This window comes from Streptomyces sp. NPDC050509 (assembly GCF_044457965.1).
GTDB lineage: Bacteria > Actinomycetota > Actinomycetes > Streptomycetales > Streptomycetaceae > Streptomyces.
In genome coordinates this window covers 17,718-35,282 of the sequence record NZ_JBITHL010000013.1, presented here as the reverse complement: position 1 = coordinate 35,282, position 17,565 = coordinate 17,718, and the positions used below count along the sequence as shown (strand labels likewise).

Sequence of the window (17,565 nt, the reverse complement as noted above, 5' to 3'; positions counted from 1 at the left end):
TCGGGAGTTCGGGGAGTTCGGGGAGTTCGGGAGTTCGGGAGTTCGGAGCAGCGAGGTTCGGGCGGGAGACACGGCAGGAGAGGGCGGGGATCGCTCTCAGTGGGGCACGGTCGCCGCCTCGCGGTCGTTCCGGTCGCCGGCCTGCCGACGCGCGTAGATTTTCAGCAGAAGATGGATGCGGTACGGGCCGGGCGGCCCTTCTTCGAGCAGCCCGGCGTCGGCGAGCCGCTCCAGCGCCTCTTCGGCCTCGGGCGAGTCGCCGAGGGCGTGGGCGGGGACCAGCAGTCCTTCGTGGTCCCCGAGCCTGCGGAAGGCTTCCCGCCAGCGGGGTTCCAGCCGGTCCAGGGCCCGTCCGAACACCTGCGGTACGGACATCCTCGGATCGTCGGCGAGGGAGAGCCTGGCCGGCAGGTCCTCGGCCAGCCAGCGGACACAGTCCTCGACACGCAGCCCGGGGCGGGTCAGCAGCCGGGCGGCGGCGATCCGCAGGCTGAGCGGGAAGTGGCCGCAGACGTGGGCGAGTTCGTCGGCGGCGGCCGGTTCCGCGGCCACCCGTGCGGCGCCGAGCGCCGCGGTGAGCAGCTGCCGGGACTCGGCGGGGTCCAGGGGGGAGAGCCGGTGGACGCTGCCGCCGTGGGTGGCCATCAGCCCGGCGAGACCGCGTCGGCTGGTGACGATCGCGGCGCCGCCCGTCACCTCGGGAAGCAGGGGGCGCACCTGGTCGGCGGTGGTGACGTCGTCGAGGACGAGCAGGATCCTGCCGTCGGCGGTGCCGGGCCGGGGCAGGTGGGCCATCGCCTCGGCGGGGGTGAGGGCGGTGCCGTCCGGGTGGGTCATGGCGATGACGAACACACCGCCGGGGAAGCTGTCCTGGGTGTCATGGGCACACTGCCGGGCCAGCGCCGTCTTTCCGATGCCCGGCGCTCCGGAGAGGACCACGAGGGTGGTGCCGGGGGAACACTCCGTCAGCCGGGCCGTGATGTCCGCCCGCTCGGCCGACCGGCCCGCGAAGGACGGCACCGGCGGTACGGGGAGCACCGGAGGCCCGGGGAGCGCGGCAGGCCCGGGGAGCATGCGCGGTGCGGACGGTACGGGCCGCACCGTCACCCGTACCCCGTCCCCTTCCGCACGGTCGCCGTCGTCCCGGTCCGTGACCGGCGCCGCGCCGCGGACCGGAGCGGCGATCGCCAGGGGTCCCGCAGGCTGGTCGAGGGCGGGCGGACCGAGGTCGTCGCCGCGCAGGATGGACAGTTCGAGCCGCTGGAGCGAGGGGCCCGGGTCGATGCCCAGTTCCTCCTTGAGCCGGCCCTTCACGGCGCGGTACTCGGCGAGCGCCTCCGACTGCCGCCCCGTGCGGTACAGCGCCTCGATGAGCTGCTCGGAGAAGCGTTCCCGGCCGGGGTGGCGGCGGGCGGCCTCCCAGAGATCGACCAGGACCTGGCGGCACCGGCCCAGCGTCAACTCGATGTCACAGGCCCGTTCGAGGGTGCGCAGCCGCTCCTCGGTGAGCCCCGGCACCTCGTCGCGGTGGAGCATCAGCGAGGGCACGTTGGCCAGCAGGGGCCCCTGCCACAGGGTCAGGGCCTCCTTGAGCCGGTACAGCTCGCCCTCGGCGTCCCCGGCCGCGTCAGCCGCCCGTACGAGCATCCGGAACCGCACCAGGTCCAGGGTGCCGGCGTCCACGTTCATCCGGTAGCCGCCGGGCACCGCCTCGATGACATCGCCGGAGACCCCGTACTTGACGAAGATCCGGCGCAGCCTGAGCACACAGCTCTGGAGCGCGGCCCTGGCCGTCGCCGGCTGGTTCTCGTCCCACAGGGCCCTCAGCAGATAGCCGGTGGAGACGACGGATCCGGGATGGAGGAGCAGGGCCGCCAGCAGGCTGGACGGTTTGGACGGTTTGAGCACAACGACGTCATGACCCTCGGCAATACTCAAAGGGCCCAAAAGCTGGAAACGCACACGACCCCCGCCCCTCGAATCAGCACTCGGGTCCATGACGCATGAAAGTGCCGAAAGATGGGCACCTCACGCCGCCAGGACATCCACAGAACGAATTTCTTCGTTTTCTTCTGTGGTACAGACCTCTGCCGGACCTCACGGATTTCCTACTCCCCCGTATCCGCATGGCCGAGCAGCCCAGCACCTTCGGTGCGGGCCTGCTCAACGGAGCGATACGTCCAACTGTGCCGAGAGGCATTAACTGCGCTTTACCAAGAGATGAATAACAGTCGACACATCCTGGAGAGTTTCCACAATGCTGTCGCCAAGAACTTGTTGGGGATCCTAGTAACTCGTCGAGGGAAAGTCGACCCTCCGGCACCCACATCGTTCCGCATTCCGTACGGACACCCCCATGAGCCACTGCGCAATCGGAAAGAAGGCGCTTATTGAGCATGAATACGATCCGCCCCCGCGAACAGGAACAAAAAGGGAGGTCCCGCGGAGCGTGTGCTCCGCGGGACCTCCCAGGGTGTCCGGTTTCAGTCCGCCGGCCCCCGCGCCGCGCCCGGCTCCGCCGCGGTCAGGACGACCGTGACACCGCGCGAGCGCAGCCCCTCGACAACGCGGGGGTCGGCCGCCCGGTCGGTCACGAGGGTCCAGTCCGCCCTGAGCGGGGTCCAGGTGTGGAAGGGGCGGCGGCCCAGCTTCGCCGCGTGCGCGAGGACGTACACCCGGTCCGCGCGCCGCGCCATCAGCTCCTTGAGCCGCGTCTGGCGCAGGTCGGCCTCGCAGATGCCGTGTTCGGGCGAGACCCCGTCCGTCCCCAGGAAGAGCCGGTCGAACGTCAGGCGTTCCAGGGCCGCTTCGGTCAGCGGCCCCACGAACCCCTGGCTGAGCGGGCGCAGTGTGCCGCCCAGACACTCGACATGGACCGACGCGACGTCCGCCAGCTCCTGCAGGGCCGTCAGACCGGTGGTGGCGACGGTGACGTCCTTCGCCGCACGCAGTTCGTGCGCGAGGGCCCCGACCGTCGAGCCCGCGTCGAGCAGCAGCGACTCCCCGGGACGTACCTCGGCAGCCGCCCACCGCGCGATGGCCTGCTTGGCCTCGAACGCCTCGCCCGTGCGCTGCCGCAGTGACGCCTCGGGGTGGGCGGCCAGCGCCATGGCGCCGCCGTAGGTACGGGCGAGCTGTCCGTCGACGGTGAGCTTCGCCAGGTCGCGGCGGATGGTGGACGCCGTCACACCGAAGTGCTGTGACAGCTCCTCCACACTGGCGAGCCCGGTCGTCGTGGCGAGGTGGACGATGCGGTCGCGCCGCGCCTTCGATCCGATGGGGGCCATCGCTCCTGCGTCCTCCGGTAGGGGTGTCCTCCGGTAGAGGTGTCCTCCGGTACGAGTGTTCTCCGGTACGAGTGTTCTCCGGTGGGGCGACCGGTGGTCAACGGGCCGGAGCGGTCGCCATCTCGGCGGCCTGGCGCAGCGCCTCGACCATGCTGCCGGCCTCGGCCCGGCCCGTACCGGCGATGTCGAAGGCGGTGCCGTGGTCGACGGAGGTGCGGATGACGGGCAGTCCGACGGTCAGGTTGACGCCCGCTTCGATGCCCATGACCTTGACGGGGCCGTGGCCCTGGTCGTGGTACATGGCGACGATCAGGTCGTAGTCGCCGCGCGAGGCGAGGAAGAAGGCGGTGTCGGCGGGGAGCGGTCCGACGGCGTCGATGCCGTCGGCGCGCAGTACCTCGATGGCCGGGACGATCTTCTCCTCCTCCTCGCCGTAGCCGAACAGGCCGTTCTCCCCGGCGTGCGGGTTGATGCCGCACACCCCGATGACCGGCTCGGGGACACCGGCGCGCACCATCGCCTCGTGGCCGCGGCGCACCGTCCGTTCGACGAGGCCGGGCTCGATCCGGTGCACGGCGTCGATCAGGCCGATGTGCGTGGTGACATGGATGACCTTCACCTTCGGTGTGGAGAGCATCATCGACACCTCCTCGATACCGGTGAGGTGCGCGAGGAGTTCGGTGTGTCCGGGGTAGAGGTGGCCGCCCGCGTGCAACGCCTCCTTGTTCAGCGGCGCGGTGCAGATGCCCTGCACGTCGCCGCGTACGGCGAGTTCGGCGGCGACGCGCACGTACTGGTAGGCGGCGTCGCCCGCGACGGCGGAGAGCCGGCCCCAGGGCAGGTCGGCGGGGAGCAGTCCGAGGTCGATGACGTTGACGCGTCCTTCGGTGAACTCGGCCTGCTCCACGGTCTCGACGGAGACGATCTCGCAGGTGAGGCCGAGGATGTCGGCGGCCTGGCGCAGACGCAGCGCGTCGCCGACGACAACGGGGCGGCAACGGCGCACGGTGTCCGCGTGGAGCAGCGCGGGGACGATCACCTCGGGGCCGATGCCCGCGCCGTCGCCCATGGTGACCGCGATGAGCGGGAGCGGCCGGCCGGCGGTGTCGGTCGGCTCCGCGGGGGCGGTCGTCGGGGCTGCGTTCACAGGAACTCTCCTTGCGGTACGGGTGACACGGGCGGTGGGGGGACGGACGCGCGGTGCTCGGCGCCCGGTACGGCGGGATCGGTCGTCAGGAGGGGGTCGTCCGGCCGCAGGGCGCGGGCGATGAGCAGCAGGGATCCGGTGTCGCCGTAACTCCCGGGGCGGGTGACGACCGTACGGCCGTCGGAGGCGAGGGAGCGTACGGCGCCGTGGTGGATCTGGCCGGACGGGAGGAGGTGGGTGATGCCGAGCGCGTCCAGCACGCGCCGCGCCGTCTCGCCGCCGGTGAGGACGAGGTCGGCGGGTCCGGGCGCCGCGGCGACGGTACGGGCGAGGCCGGCCACCACCCGGCGGGCGGCGCCGGGGCGCACACCGTGGGTGTGGTCCACACTGACGACCGTGATGCCATACGGATCCACGGTGAGCGGGAGGCACGCGCCGGGTGCGGCGAGCAGGTCCGCCGACAGTGCGGTGTGGAAGGCCCCGACGGCGACAAGTTGCGCGATCTGCGCAACGGCGGCGGGTTCCGCGGTGCCGACGACCACGAGCAGCGGCCGGCCGGCCGTACGGGCGGGCTCCGCTGACGGGCCGTCCGGTGACGGCCCGTCCCCCGACGCTCCGCCCTCGGCGTCGAGGAGGCGGCCGAGGGCGGCGGCGAGTCCGCCCGTCCCCATCAGCCGTACGCCAGGTCCCAGCCGGAGCGCGGCGGCGGCGATCGCGTCGAGGTCGGCGTCCGTCTCCGCGTCGCACACCGGCCGTCGCCCGGCCAGGGCGAGCGCGCGCAGGTGCTCCGTCAGCTCCTGGGCGGGGCCGCGTACGGCGGTGAGCGGGACCGGTGCCGTACGCGGGTCGCCGAGCGCGGCGGCCACCGACGGCGGCGCGGGCAGCGGTTCGGCGCGCCAGGCGTCCGTGGCGTGCAGCGGGGTTCCGTGCAGGTGGACGACGCCGTCGCGGACGGTGCGGCCGGCCACCGGCAGCGCGGGGGCGATGACGAGCGCGGCGGCGCCCTCCGCGTAGGCGGCGGTCTCGGCGGCGAGGTTGCCGCGCAGCAGGGAGTCCGTCTTCTTGATCAGTACGGTGGAGGCGTCGGCGCCCCGTACCGCCTCCCGTACGGCGGAGGCGGCCGGTTCCGCGCCGAGCTGCCGGGTGTCGAGGTCCACGACGAGCGCCTCGCCGGGAGCGGGCCGTTCGGTGACCGCGGGGCCCAGGACGATCCGGGCGGGGCGGCGCAGCGCGGCGGCCGTCTCGGCCGCGCCGGACAGATCGTCCGCGAGGGCGAGCACCCGCAGCGCCCGGGGCCCGCCGGGCGGCCAGGACGCGCCGTGCGGCTCGGGACCGGCCTGGTGAGGGAACACGGATACCTCCTCGGGCGACCCGGGGCGGGCTGCCTCGGTGCCCGATGATGGCACAGGTTGCGCGAAGTGCGCGAGACCTCTTGCGCGGAACACGCAATCGTGCCACCTTGTGCGGCGCGACACCTGTTGGTGCGATACGGACCGGCCACCACGCCGGCCGGACCGGCACCGACGACTGGGCCCCGTCGCGAAACAGGGCCCAGGAGCCGCTGGACACCTGGGTCCAGCACCCCGGAACCCAAGAAGGTCGACGATGACCCCTACTCCCCAGAGCGCTCCCCCCGACGCTCCCCCGCGTGCGGCGGTCGACCGCCGCACCCTGCTGCGCTGGAGCGCCGTCGGCGGCGCCGGCCTCGCCCTGGCCCCGCTGTCCGCCTGCGCGGGGCCCACCGGCGCCCCTGGCCCCGGCACGCTCACCCTCGGCCTGAACCGTTCGCTGGTGAGCCTGGACAACAAGCTCAACCAGTTCGACGCCGCGGTCACCGTGCAGCGCGCCGTACGGCAGGCCCTCACCCGTATCGGCCCCGGCATGAAGCCGCAGCTCGTCCTCGCCGACCGCTTCGAGATGGCGGAACCCACCGTGTGGACGGTGCGGCTGCGCGAGGGCGTGTGCTACTCGGACGGCAGCCCCGTCACCGTCGAGGACGTCGCCACCGCCCTGAAGATGTACGGCAAGGTCAACGGCTCCTTCCTGCTCGGGCTCTTCCCCGAACTGCCCACGGTGGAGAAGACCGGCGCCCGTACGTTCCTGCTGCACACCGGCAAGCCCGTACCGGTCCTCGACCGGCTGATGGCCAACATCCACATCACACCGTCCGCCGCCAACCGCCCCGAGGAGCTCCAGAGCGGCCTCGGCTCCGGTCCGTACCGCGTCCTCAAGGCGAACGCGGGCGCCGGCGAGTACACCCTCGGCCGCAACCCCGCGTACTGGGGGCGGCGCCCGCGGATCGAGACCGTACGGGTCAGGTTCGTCCCCGAGGAGTCCAGCCGGGTCGTCGCGCTGCGCAGTGGTGAACTCGACGTCGTCGACACCCTCACACCGGACTCGGCCGAACAGCTCACCGGACTCCCCGGCGTCCGGGTCGAGCAGACCGCCGGCGTCCGGATGTGCCAGCTCTTCTACAACTTCCGCAAGCCGAAGGGAAGCCCGCTCGCCGACCCCCGGATACGCAAGGCCCTCACGTACGCGATCGACGGCAGTGCCCTGGTCCAGGACGTGCTGAACGGCTCGGCCGAGGAGGCCGGCGGTGTGGTGCCGCTCGCCCTCGAAGGCGCGGTGCGCACCGGCGGTTACGCGTACGACCCCGGCAGGGCACGCGCCCTGCTCAGGTCGCTGGGCGCCACGGACCTGCGGATCAGGATCATCTGGGAGTCCGGGGAGTTCGCGGCCGACGCCTCCGTCATGGAGGCGGTCGTGGACATGCTGGGCTCGGTCGGTGTCCGCACCTCGCTCCGCCAGTTCGAGCCGGGCGGCGACATCCTGGCCTGGCGCCAGGGCAAGGCCGGTGACTGGGACGTCATCGGCAACGGCTACGGCAGCCCCACCGGCCAGGCGCTCACCATGCTCCAGGGCATGTACGGCGGCACCCCCGCGAAGGAACGCAACCGCGACGCCTTCATGGGGTACGTCGTCCCGCACGTCGAGAAGCAGCTCACCGCCGCCTCCACCCAGGTGGACGACGCCGAGCGCAACCGGCAGCTCGCCGTGGTCCAGAAAGCCGTCTGGGAGACGTGGCCCAGCCTGTGGGCCTTCGCGCCGAAGACCCTGCTGGCCCGCAGGACCCGGGTCCGCGGCCTGTCGCTGCTGCCGATCAATTCCTACGACCTGTCCGCCGTACGGCTGGAGGGCTGAGCCGTGCCGAAGTATCTCGCCCGCCGGCTCGGCCAGAGCCTGCTGACCGTCTTCCTCACCCTGACCACGGTCTTCCTGCTGGTCCGGCTCGCGCCCGGCGACCCCGCCGCCGCCTACGCCAGTCCCAACGCGACCACCGCCGATCTCGCCAGGATCCGCGGCCAGTTCGGCCTCGACCAGCCGCTGTTCGCGCAGTACGGCATCTTCCTGCGCGATCTGTTCACCGGCGACCTGGGCACCAGCTACTCCTTCCACGCCCCGGCCCTCGACGTGGTCCTGGACCGGATGCCGTACACCATCACCCTCGCCGTCTCGGCCATCACGGTGACCACCCTGGTGGCCGTCCCGCTCGGGGTGTGGATGGCGCGCCGCGCCGACTCCAAGCGTGAGCTGGGCGCCAATGTCCTGACCATCACCGGTCAGTCCATGCCGGACTTCTGGACCGGTGTGATGCTGCTGACCGTCTTCGCCGTGCTGCTGCCGGTGCTGCCCGCCTCCGGATTCACCTCCTGGAGCGGTCTGGTGCTGCCCACGGTCACCGTCGCCGTGCTGCAACTGGCCCTGATCTCCCGGCTGGTGCGGCGCGAGATGACCACGGCGCTGAACTCCCCGTACATCATGGTCGCCCGCTCCCGCGGCTTCTCCGAGTCCACCCTCACCTGGCGCTACGCCCTCGCCAACTCGGGGGTGCCACTGCTCACCGCCCTCGGCACCCGCTTCGCGGCGCTCCTCAACGGCGTCGTCGTGGTCGAGGTGGTCTTCGGCTGGCCCGGGGTCGGCTCGCTCGTGGTGCGCGCCCTGGAGACCCGGGACTATCCGCTCATCCAGGCCACCGTCCTGGTCACCGCGGTCCTCGCGATCCTCGTCCAACTCCTCGTCGACCTCGCCTACCCGCTGCTCGATCCGCGGGTGCGCCTCGGAAAGGCGGCCTGAGACATGACCACCGCCCCGCGTACCGCCGCCTCTTCAGGACCCGCCCCCGCCGGCCCCGCGCCCTCCGGCGCCCGGCCGAGCGCGGTCACCGCCCGCGATCTCGCCCGTGCCACCGCCACCCGGCAGCGGCGCGGCGCCCGGTTCAAACTGTGGGCGGGCACGGTGTGCACCGCGCTCGTCGTCCTGCCCGTCGCGCTGGCGGCGCTGCTGCCCCTGCCCGGCGCCGACGCGCAGGATCTGTCCCGGCGCCGGCTGCCGCCGCTCAGCGACGGCCACCTCTTCGGTACGGACCAGCTCGGCCGGGATCTGCTCTCCCGGATCCTGCACGGCGGCCAGGTGTCGCTGACGGTCGGCATCCTCGCCGTCCTCGTCTCCGGGGTGATCGGCGTCGCGGCGGGCGCGGCGGCCGGGTTCTTCGGCGGCTGGGTCGACGCGGTCGTCTCCCGGCTGCTGGAGGCCCAGCTCGCGCTGCCCCTGCTGATGATGCTGCTGCTCGTGGTGGCCCTCTTCGGCCCCTCCGTCACCGTCATCACCTGTGTGATCGCGGTCGCCCAGTGGCCGGAGGTCGCGCGGCTCACCCGCTCGCTCGTCCTCGTGGAGCGGGAGAAACCGTATGTCGCCGCCGCCCGCGTGCTGGGGCTGCGCGGCTGGTCGGTCCTGGGCCGCCATGTGATCCCCAATGTGATCCGCCCGGCCAGCCTGGTCGTCCTGCTGCTGCTCGCCCAGGCCGTTCTGCTGGAGAGCGCGCTGAGCTTCCTGGGGGCGGGCCCGCAGCGGCCGTTCGCGACCTGGGGCCGGATCATCTCCGACGGCCAGGACTACATCACCACCTCCTGGTGGCTGGTCACCCTGCCGGGCCTGGTCATCGCCCTGCTCGTGGTCGGCGTCAACCTGATCGGCGACGGCCTGCGCGACCGTACGCGTGCGGTCAGGGCGCCGCGTGGAGCGCGCGTACCGCGCGGGTCGCGCCTGGCGCGCGCCAAGAAGGGAGCCTGAGCCATGGCCCGGACAGAGACAGAGACCGGGGCCGGGGCCACGACCGGCCCGGGGACCGGCGACGTCCCGCTGCTGGACGTCGAGAACCTCCAGGTCGAACTGATCACCGCGCACGGGGTGATCCGCGCCGTCGACGGGGTGAGCTTCACCGTGGGCCGGGGCGAGACCGTCACCCTGATCGGTGAATCCGGCTCGGGGAAGTCGACCACCGCCATGGGCGTGCTGCGGCTGCTGCCCGAAGGGCTCGCGGTGCTGTCCGGCGCCGTACGGATCGGCGGCCGGGATGTCCTCACCGACCCGGCGGCGGCCCGCGCGGTGCGCGGGCGCACCGTCTCGCTGATCCCGCAGGACCCGATGACGGCGCTCAGCCCCGTCCACACGATCGGCCGCCAGCTCGGCGACGCGCTGCGGCTGCGCCACCCCGGGATGTCCCGCGCGGAGGTCCGGGAGAGGGGGACGGAGCTGCTGGCACAGGTCCGTATCCCGCAGCCGGAGACCCGCTGGAAGGCGTATCCGCACCAGTTCTCCGGCGGCATGCTCCAGCGCATGCTGATCGCGGTCGCGCTCGCCGGTGAGCCGGAGCTGCTCATCGCGGACGAGCCGACCTCCGCGCTGGACGCCACCGTACAGGCGGGCGTTCTCGATCTGCTGATGGAGCTACAGGAACAGGAGTCCCTCGGGATGCTGATGATCACGCATGATCTGGGGGTGGCCCGCGTCGTCTCCGACCGTATCCATGTCATGAAGGAGGGCAGATTCGTGGAATCGGGTCCCGCCGCGCGCATCGTGGACGAGCCGGCCCAGCCGTACACCCGCGCCCTGCTCGCCGCCGTGCCACGGCTCGGCACCTGGGACGAGGACGCGCTCACCGGCGCCGCGCCGCAGGGGGCGGCGACATGAGCGCCCCCGCGCCGGCCGCGGGAGCCGGGGAAGCCGGGGCCGCCGCCGTGCCCCTGCTCAGCGTCGAGGACCTGGTCGTCGAGTACCCGACCGCGCGCGGCCCGTTCCGCGCCGTCGACGGGGTGAGCCTCACCCTGGAGCGCGGCGGCGCGCTCGCCGTCGTCGGCGAGTCGGGGTGCGGCAAGTCGACCCTCGCCCGCGCGCTCGTACGGCTGCTGAAGCCGGCGTCGGGCCGGATCGTCCTGGACGGCACGGACATCGCGGCGCTCCCGGAACGTCGGCTGCGCCCGCTGCGGCGCCGGGTGCAGATGGTCTTCCAGGACCCGTACGGCTCGCTCGACCCGCATCTGACGGCCGAGCAGATCGTGGCGGAGCCCCTGCGCCTCTCCGGTGTCGGGGACACGGCGGAGCGCGCCCGGCGCGCGGCCGAGCTGATCGACCGGGTCGGCCTGCCCTCCACCGCGCTGCACCGCAGGCCCCCGGAGTTCTCCGGCGGGCAGCGCCAGCGCATCGGCATCGCCCGCGCGCTCGCCTCCCGGCCCGATCTGCTGGTGTGCGACGAGGCGACCTCCGCCCTCGACGTGTCCGTGCAGGCCCAGGTGCTGGAGCTGCTGCGGGAGCTCCAGAGCGAGACGGGCATCGCCTATCTCGTCATCGCCCACAATCTCGGGGTGGTCCGGGAGATCAGCACCGACGTCGTGGTGATGAACGCCGGCCGGGTCGTCGAGCGCGGTCCGACCGCCTCCGTCCTCGCCTCCCCCGCCGAGCCGTACACCCGGGCGCTGCGCCGGGCCGCCCTCGACCCCACCACCGTCCGGGGTGTCAAACCCCGGTACGTCCTCAACCCCGCGCTCCGTACGGAGCCGTCCCCCGCGACAGCGGCCCCCGCGGCCGCTTCGCCCGCCCCCGCACCGGAAGGCAACCGCTCGTGACCACCGGCATCGACCTGCCGCAGCTCCCCCGCCCGCTGTCGAGGCTCGTGCTCGGCACGATGACCTTCGGCGACACCGTCGACCGCGCCGGCGCCGCCGCCATGCTCGACACCGCGCTGGACGCGGGCATCACCGGCGTCGACACGGCGAACGGCTACGCGGGCGGTGAGAGCGAGCGCATCCTCGCCGAACTGCTGCCGGGCCGCCGCGACCGGATCGTGCTGGCGACCAAGGCCGGCATCCCCCACCCCGACCAGGACGGGCATGCCCCGCTCTCCGCCGCCGGGATGCGCGCCGCGCTGGAGGGCAGCCTGAAGCGGCTGGGCACCGACCACGTCGACCTGTTCTATCTGCACCAGCCGGACCGGGCCACGCCGATCGCCGAAACCCTCACCGCCGTCGCGGAGTTCGCCGCCGAGGGCAAGATCCTCGCCCTCGGCGTCTCGAACCACTCGGCCTGGCAGATCGCCGAACTCGCCCGCACCGCCGACGCCCTGGGAGCGCCGCGCCCCGTCGTCGCCCAGCAGCTCCACAATCTGCTGGCGCGCCGTCTGGAGGAGGAGTACGTCGAGTACGCGAAGTACGCGGCCGTCACGGGCCTGCGCACCATGGTCTACAACCCGCTCGGCGGCGGGCTGCTGACGGGCCGTCACACCTTTTCCCGTACCCCGGACTCCGGCCGGTTCGGGGACTCCCGGCTGGCCGCGATGTACCGCGAGCGCTACTGGGACGAGCGGCTGTTCGCCGCCGTGGAACAGCTCACCCGGATCGCCGCCGAGGCGGGCGTCCCGCTCACCGAACTGGCGCTGCGCTGGCTGCTGGACCGGCCGTCGACCGACGCGCTGCTGCTCGGCGGCTCCCGCACCGAACATCTGCGGGCCAACATCACGGCCGCCGGGGCCGGTCCGCTGCCCGCGGACGTGACAGCGGCCTGCGACGAGGTCGGCGCCGCCCTGCGCGGCCCGATGCCCGCGTACCACCGCTGACCGGCCCCCGCACCCCCTACCACCATCAAGGAGCCCTCCTCATGACCCGCGACACGTCCGGTACGCCCGCCGCCTTCGCCGCCGCGCTGCGCGCCCGCGAGCAGCTCGTCGGCTACTGGTCCGTCCTCGACTCCCCGGTCTCCACCGAGCGCATCGCGCGCCTCGGTTACGACTATGTGGCGCTGGACGCGCAGCACGGTCTGATCGAGTACGCGGGCCTGCTCGCCTCACTCACCGCCATCGACACCAAGGGGTCCACCGCCGTCGGCCTGGTCCGGGTCGACGCCAATGACGCGACGCCGATCGGCAAGGCGCTCGACGCGGGCGCGGCCGGTGTCATCGTGCCGCTCATCGACAACGCCGGGGACGCGGCCGACGCGGTGGCCGCCGTACGCTACCCGCCGCTCGGCCGGCGCTCGTACGGCCCGATGCGTTCGGGGCTGCGGATCGGCCCCAACCCGGCCGAGGCGCACGAGCAGACCGTCGTCCTCGCGATGATCGAGACGGCGGAGGGACTGGCCAACGTCGAGGAGATCTGCGCCACCGAAGGGCTGGACGGCGTCTATGTCGGCCCTTCCGACCTGCGGATCGCCATCGGCGGTGCCACCTCGACCGACCCCTCGGTGGCCGACCGGTTCGAGGCCGCGCTGGTCACGGTGCGGGAGGCCGCCGCGGCGGCCGGTATCGCCGCGGGCATCCACAACGCGGACGGGGCCAGCGCCGCCAAGCGGCTGGCCGAGGGGTACACGTTCGCGACCGTCTCCAGCGATCTGACGCATCTGGAGCAGATCGCCGGCCGTCATCTCGCCGACGCCCGCCCGTCCGGGGACGCCTGATGGCCGCCGAGACCGAGCAGACGGCCGGAACCGGGACATACGGCGGCGCGGACGGTGTGCTGCGTCCGCACCCCACGGAGCCGGGGCGCGCGGAGGCCCGGCTGTCGGCGCCCGCCGTGCAGAACCACGCCGCGAATCTGACGGTGCTGCCCGGTGGCGACCTCGGCTGCGTCTGGTTCGCCGGTACGCAGGAGGGCGTCGCCGACATCTCCGTCTGGTTCGCCCGGCTCGCCCCGGACGGCGCGGCGTGGTCGGAGCCGGTCCGGCTCTCCGGCGACTCCGGCCGCTCCGAGCAGAACCCGGTCCTCTTCCCCGCGCCCTCGGGCGACCTGTGGCTGCTGCACACCGCTCAGCGCGCGGGCCATCAGGACACCGCCGAGGTACGGCGGCGGGTCAGCCGGGACGGCGGAGCGACCTGGGGCGAGTCCCTGGTCCTGTTCCCGGCCACGGACGAGGGCGGGGTCTTCGTACGCCAGCCGGTCACCGTACTGCCGTCGGGGCGCTGGCTGCTGCCGGTGTTCCGGTGCCTGACCACGCCGGGCGAGCGCTGGTCGGGCGGCCGGGACACCAGCTCCGTGATGGTCAGTGACGACGGCGGGGAGAGCTGGACGGAGCGGCCGGTGCCCGCCTCCACCGGGCTGGTGCACATGAACGTCCAGCCGGGTCCTGACGGTTCGCTGGTCGCGCTGTTCCGCAGCCGCCGGGCGGACGCCGTGCACCGCTGTGTGTCGTGGGACGACGGGGAGAGCTGGAGCGCGCCGGAGCCGCTGGACGTGCCCAACAACAACTCGTCGATCCAGTTCGTGCCGCTGGGCGACGGCCGGCTCGCGCTGGTCCACAACCACAGCAGCGCGGCCGACGCGACCGAGCGCCGGGAGTCGCTCTACGACGAGATCGACGACGAGGGGGTGAGCGAGGAGGGCGGCCAGGTGGCTCCGGCCGGTGCCCCCGATGCCGACGCGGCCTTCTGGGGCGCCCCCCGCGCCCCGCTGACCCTCGCCGTGTCGTCGGACGGCGGGCTGACCTGGCCGGTTCGGCACGATCTGGCGACCGGTGACGGGTACTGCCTGACCAACAACTCCCGGGACGGGCTCAACCGCGAACTGTCCTATCCGTCGGTCGCCCGCTCCGGGGACGGGACGCTGCACGTCGCGTTCACCCGTCACCGCCGCTCGATCCAGTACGTCAGGCTCGCGCCGGAGTGGACCGACGCGCACCTGTCCGCGTAACGGCCGCGCGTGCCGGGACCGCCGCGCCGTACGGGAGGTCAACCGTACGGCGCGGACCAGACACGGCGCTTGGGGAGGGGCCGGGCGTAGCCGCCCGCGCGGCTCGTGGTGAGTCCCAGCGCGACCAGGGACTCGGCGAGCCGGACGGCCGCCGCGACCCCGTCCACGACGGGCATGCCGAGGCGCCGCGCCACCTCGCCCACCGTACGGTCGAGCCCGGTCATGCCCGCGCAGCCGAGGACCAGTACCTCGGCGCCCGCGTCCCTGGCCCGTTCCGCGGCGCTCAGGAACGCCTCGGCGGTGCGCCCCTCGTCGGCCAGGTCGAGAACGCCCAGGCCGGTGCCCACGACGGCGGCGCAGTGCGCGCCGACGCCCGCCGCGTGGAGGCTGTCCTCGATCTGGCCGCGGGTGCGGTCCAGGGTGGTGACGACGCCGTACCGCCGCCCCAGGAGGCAGGCGAGATGGGCGGCGGCCTCGGTGATGTCCACGACGGGCACGTCGACGAGTTCCCGGGCGCCCTCGCGTCCGTGCTCGCCGAATCCGGCCATGACGACCGCGTCGTACGGCTCCTTGTGGCGGCGCAGGGCGTCCAGGACAGCGGCGGCGGAGAGATGGCTGTCGAGCCAGCCCTCCGCGGACTCGGGTCCCCAGTCGGGGGTGAGCCCGGTGACGGTGGTGCCCCGGGCCGCCGCGCCCCGGGCGCCCCGGACGATCTCCTCGGTCATCGCCTCGGTGGTGTTGCAGTTGGTGACGAGGATCCGCACGCTGTCAGACCTCCACCGGTCGCGGTCCTGGCTCGTCCAGGGGCGGTTCCTCCAGGGGCGGTTCCGCCGGGGGCGTGGCGGCGCGTTCCGCGCGGCAGAGCACCGAGTAGAGGAGGCCGGAGGTGACGGTTCCGATGAACCAGGAGTACGGGGCGACGTCGGCGAAGTACGGGACGAGCGCGCACACGGCGGCGACGGCGGCCGTCGGCAGGAACGCCCAGAGCGCCTTCGGGTTGAACCCCTTGCGGTAGTAGTAGCGGGAGCCCTCCCGCGCGTCGAAGAGCTGGTCCACGTCGACGCGTCCGCGTTTCACCCAGTAGTAGTCGACCATGATCACGCCGAACAGGGGGCCGAGGAAGGCGCCGAGGCCGCCGAGGAAGTAGTTGACGACCGCGGGGTTGGAGTAGAGGTTCCAGGGGGTGACGAGCAGCGCGGCGACGGTGCTGATCATCCCGCCGACCTTGAAGCTGATCCTCTGCGGCCAGACGTTGGCCAGGTCGTACGCGGGCGAGACGAAGTTGGCGACGATGTTGACGCCCATCGTGGCGATGGCGAAGGTGAGCGCCCCGAGCGCCAGGACCCAGGTGTTGCCCGCCTTGGCGACGAGCAGGGCCGGGTCGGTGATCGCCTCGCCGAAGACCTCGATGGAGCCGGCCGTGACGATGACGGAGACGATGATGAACGCCGTCGAGTTGATGGGCAGGCCCCAGAAGTTGCCGCGCCTGACGGTCCGGTAGTCGGGTGCGAAGCGCGAGAAGTCGCAGAAGTTGAGCATGAGCGTGCCGTAGATCGACAGGATCAGGCCGATCGCGCCGAACCACTGGGCGAACTGCTTGCCGGTGGAGACGGGGTGCGGGGTGGAGGTGAGCGAGATCGTCCAGCCCGCCTTGGCGAGGATCCACACGGCGAGCACGATCATCACGAGCCAGATCGCCGGGCCGCAGAAGTCCTGGAACTTGCGGACCGACTCCATGCCGCGGTTGATGATCAGCGCCTGGGCGGCCCAGAGGATCAGGAACGAGGTCCAGCCGAGCGCGTCGAGCCCGAGGAAGGAGTGGCGCGTCCAGGAGACGAGGTCGGGCAGGGCCGCGAGCAGCATCACATTGACGGCGACGGAGGCCAGATAGGTCTGTATCCCGTACCACATGATGGCGATGACGGCCCGGATCAGGGCCGGGATGTTGGCCCCCCAGACCCCGAAGCTGATCCGGCTGACCACGGGGAAGGGGACGCCGTGCCGCTGGCCGACGCGGCCCATCATGTTCATCCCGAAATAGATCAGGACGAAGCCGACGAGCAGGGAGGTGAAGATCTGCCAGACGTTCAGGCCGAGCACGAGCAGTCCGGCGGCGAAGGTGTAGTTGCCCAGGTTGTGGACGTCCGACATCCACAGCGCGAAGAGGTCGAAGACCTTCCACTTGCGGTGGGCGGCGGGGGCCAGGTCTTCGTTGGTGAGGCGCGGGTCGGGGACGAACGCGGGGGCCGCGACGGGTTCTGCGCGGTCTGCGAGGGACATGGGGCCTCCCGGCGGGGACAGGGGACGGCACTGTTTGGTATACCAAACAGTGCTCGCTATGGTCTGCCCCGGATCGCCGCATGGCATGTCCCTGTCGTTACGGCTCGGTAAATCACCTCCCGGATCAGGGATCATGGCAGGTATGACCACCGCCGAACCGCTGGGGGCCGTCCGCGAGCGCGTACTCGCCGAACTGCGGCAGGACATCATCGCCGGGCGGCTGCGCCCCGGCGACCGGCTCGTCGAACGTGAACTCGCCGAACGCTTCACGGTCTCCCGCGTCCCGGTGCGGGAGGCCATCCGCGCGCTGGTCGCCGAGGGCTTCGTACTCTTCGAGACCCCGCGCCGCACGGTGGTGCGCCACCTCACCCGGACCGACGTGGCGGAACTGTTCGAGCTGCGGGAGGCCCTGGAGGTGTACGCCGCCGGCCTCGCCGCCGAGCGCGCGGGCCGCGACTCCCTCGCCGAGTTGGAGGAACTGCTCGACGCCGCCGCGACCGCCACCCGGATCCCCGATCCCGAACGGATCACCGACATCAACACCCTTTTCCACGACCGGATCCTGGCCATGGCGGGCAACAGCCTGCTCATCTCGGTGATGCGGCCGGTCGAAGGGCGGCTGCGCTGGCTCACCCGGCAGAACGACCGGTGGCCTGGGCTCCTCGCCGAACACCGCGAGCTGTACGGGGCGATCGCCTCCGGGGACCCCGGGCGGGCGCGCGCGAGCGCCCTCGCCCATGTCCGGGCCAACCACCGCTCCACCGTACGGCGGCTGTTCGGCCCGGAGGCCGCGACCGGGGAGCGCCCCGAGGCGGGGTAACGGCCCGAGCGGTAC

Annotated in this window: 15 protein-coding genes; 9 read left to right on the top strand and 6 right to left on the bottom strand. The window is 72.7% G+C overall.

The window, feature by feature from the left end; translation table 11 throughout:
- Positions 1-96: 96 nt before the first annotated feature.
- The 4 genes from ACIBJC_RS31395 to ACIBJC_RS31380 all read right to left on the bottom strand — a co-directional run bounded on the left by ACIBJC_RS31395 (position 97) and on the right by ACIBJC_RS31380 (position 5,786).
- The gene (locus tag ACIBJC_RS31395) at positions 97-1,908 is read right to left on the bottom strand and encodes a BTAD domain-containing putative transcriptional regulator (protein WP_399298300.1); all 1,812 of its coding nucleotides are present in this window, start codon (positions 1,906-1,908) and stop codon (positions 97-99) included.
- 575 nt (positions 1,909-2,483) lie between these two features.
- The gene (locus ACIBJC_RS31390; protein ID WP_399298298.1) at positions 2,484-3,287 is read right to left on the bottom strand and encodes a DeoR/GlpR family DNA-binding transcription regulator; all 804 of its coding nucleotides are present in this window, start codon (positions 3,285-3,287) and stop codon (positions 2,484-2,486) included.
- A gap of 97 nt (positions 3,288-3,384) precedes the next feature.
- Positions 3,385-4,434, bottom strand: a complete 1,050-nt coding sequence (gene pdxA / locus ACIBJC_RS31385; protein ID WP_399298296.1) for a 4-hydroxythreonine-4-phosphate dehydrogenase PdxA — start codon at positions 4,432-4,434, stop codon at positions 3,385-3,387.
- Entirely contained in the window at positions 4,431-5,786 is a 1,356-nt protein-coding gene (locus ACIBJC_RS31380; protein ID WP_399298294.1) for a four-carbon acid sugar kinase family protein, read from the bottom strand. Before ACIBJC_RS31380 ends, pdxA begins: the two co-directional genes overlap by 4 nt.
- Before the next feature lie 253 nt (positions 5,787-6,039).
- On the opposite strand from ACIBJC_RS31380, the gene ACIBJC_RS31375 reads away from it, so the two are divergent.
- From ACIBJC_RS31375 to ACIBJC_RS31340, 8 genes are read left to right on the top strand one after another with little or no spacing between them, the layout of a single operon-like run.
- Positions 6,040-7,638, top strand: a complete 1,599-nt coding sequence (locus tag ACIBJC_RS31375) for an ABC transporter substrate-binding protein (RefSeq protein WP_399298292.1) — start codon at positions 6,040-6,042, stop codon at positions 7,636-7,638.
- 3 nt (positions 7,639-7,641) lie between these two features.
- Positions 7,642-8,571 (top strand): ABC transporter permease, encoded by a 930-nt coding sequence (locus ACIBJC_RS31370; RefSeq protein ID WP_399298290.1) that lies wholly within the window; start codon positions 7,642-7,644, stop codon positions 8,569-8,571.
- Between the two features lie 3 nt (positions 8,572-8,574).
- Positions 8,575-9,567 (top strand): ABC transporter permease, encoded by a 993-nt coding sequence (locus ACIBJC_RS31365; RefSeq protein WP_399298288.1) that lies wholly within the window; start codon positions 8,575-8,577, stop codon positions 9,565-9,567.
- A 3-nt stretch (positions 9,568-9,570) separates the two neighbouring features.
- Complete coding sequence (locus ACIBJC_RS31360) at positions 9,571-10,467, top strand: ABC transporter ATP-binding protein (RefSeq protein WP_399298286.1); 897 nt, start codon at positions 9,571-9,573, stop codon at positions 10,465-10,467.
- The gene (locus tag ACIBJC_RS31355) at positions 10,464-11,399 is read left to right on the top strand and encodes an ATP-binding cassette domain-containing protein (protein WP_399298284.1); all 936 of its coding nucleotides are present in this window, start codon (positions 10,464-10,466) and stop codon (positions 11,397-11,399) included. Before ACIBJC_RS31360 ends, ACIBJC_RS31355 begins: the two co-directional genes overlap by 4 nt.
- The gene (locus ACIBJC_RS31350; protein WP_399298282.1) at positions 11,396-12,385 is read left to right on the top strand and encodes an aldo/keto reductase; all 990 of its coding nucleotides are present in this window, start codon (positions 11,396-11,398) and stop codon (positions 12,383-12,385) included. The genes ACIBJC_RS31355 and ACIBJC_RS31350 overlap by 4 nt, the downstream gene beginning before the upstream one ends.
- A 41-nt stretch (positions 12,386-12,426) precedes the next feature.
- Positions 12,427-13,221: an HpcH/HpaI aldolase/citrate lyase family protein gene (locus ACIBJC_RS31345; RefSeq protein ID WP_399298280.1), complete on the top strand. Its 795-nt coding sequence runs from the start codon at positions 12,427-12,429 to the stop codon at positions 13,219-13,221.
- On the top strand, positions 13,221-14,450 hold the full coding sequence (locus ACIBJC_RS31340; RefSeq protein WP_399298278.1) for an exo-alpha-sialidase: 1,230 nt from the start codon (positions 13,221-13,223) through the stop codon (positions 14,448-14,450). Before ACIBJC_RS31345 ends, ACIBJC_RS31340 begins: the two co-directional genes overlap by 1 nt.
- 38 nt (positions 14,451-14,488) lie before the next feature.
- Here ACIBJC_RS31340 and ACIBJC_RS31335 read toward each other — a convergent pair whose 3' ends face one another.
- Positions 14,489-15,214 carry an aspartate/glutamate racemase family protein gene (locus ACIBJC_RS31335; RefSeq protein WP_399298276.1) on the bottom strand — a complete coding sequence of 242 codons (726 nt, stop codon included), beginning with the start codon at positions 15,212-15,214 and terminating at the stop codon, positions 14,489-14,491.
- A 4-nt stretch (positions 15,215-15,218) separates the two neighbouring features.
- Positions 15,219-16,730 carry an NCS1 family nucleobase:cation symporter-1 gene (locus ACIBJC_RS31330; protein WP_399298274.1) on the bottom strand — a complete coding sequence of 504 codons (1,512 nt, stop codon included), beginning with the start codon at positions 16,728-16,730 and terminating at the stop codon, positions 15,219-15,221.
- Between the two features lie 142 nt (positions 16,731-16,872).
- Here ACIBJC_RS31330 and ACIBJC_RS31325 point away from each other — a divergent pair, with 142 nt between their 5' ends.
- Entirely contained in the window at positions 16,873-17,550 is a 678-nt protein-coding gene (locus ACIBJC_RS31325; protein ID WP_399298272.1) for a GntR family transcriptional regulator, read from the top strand.
- The last annotated feature ends 15 nt before the right edge of the window (positions 17,551-17,565 follow it).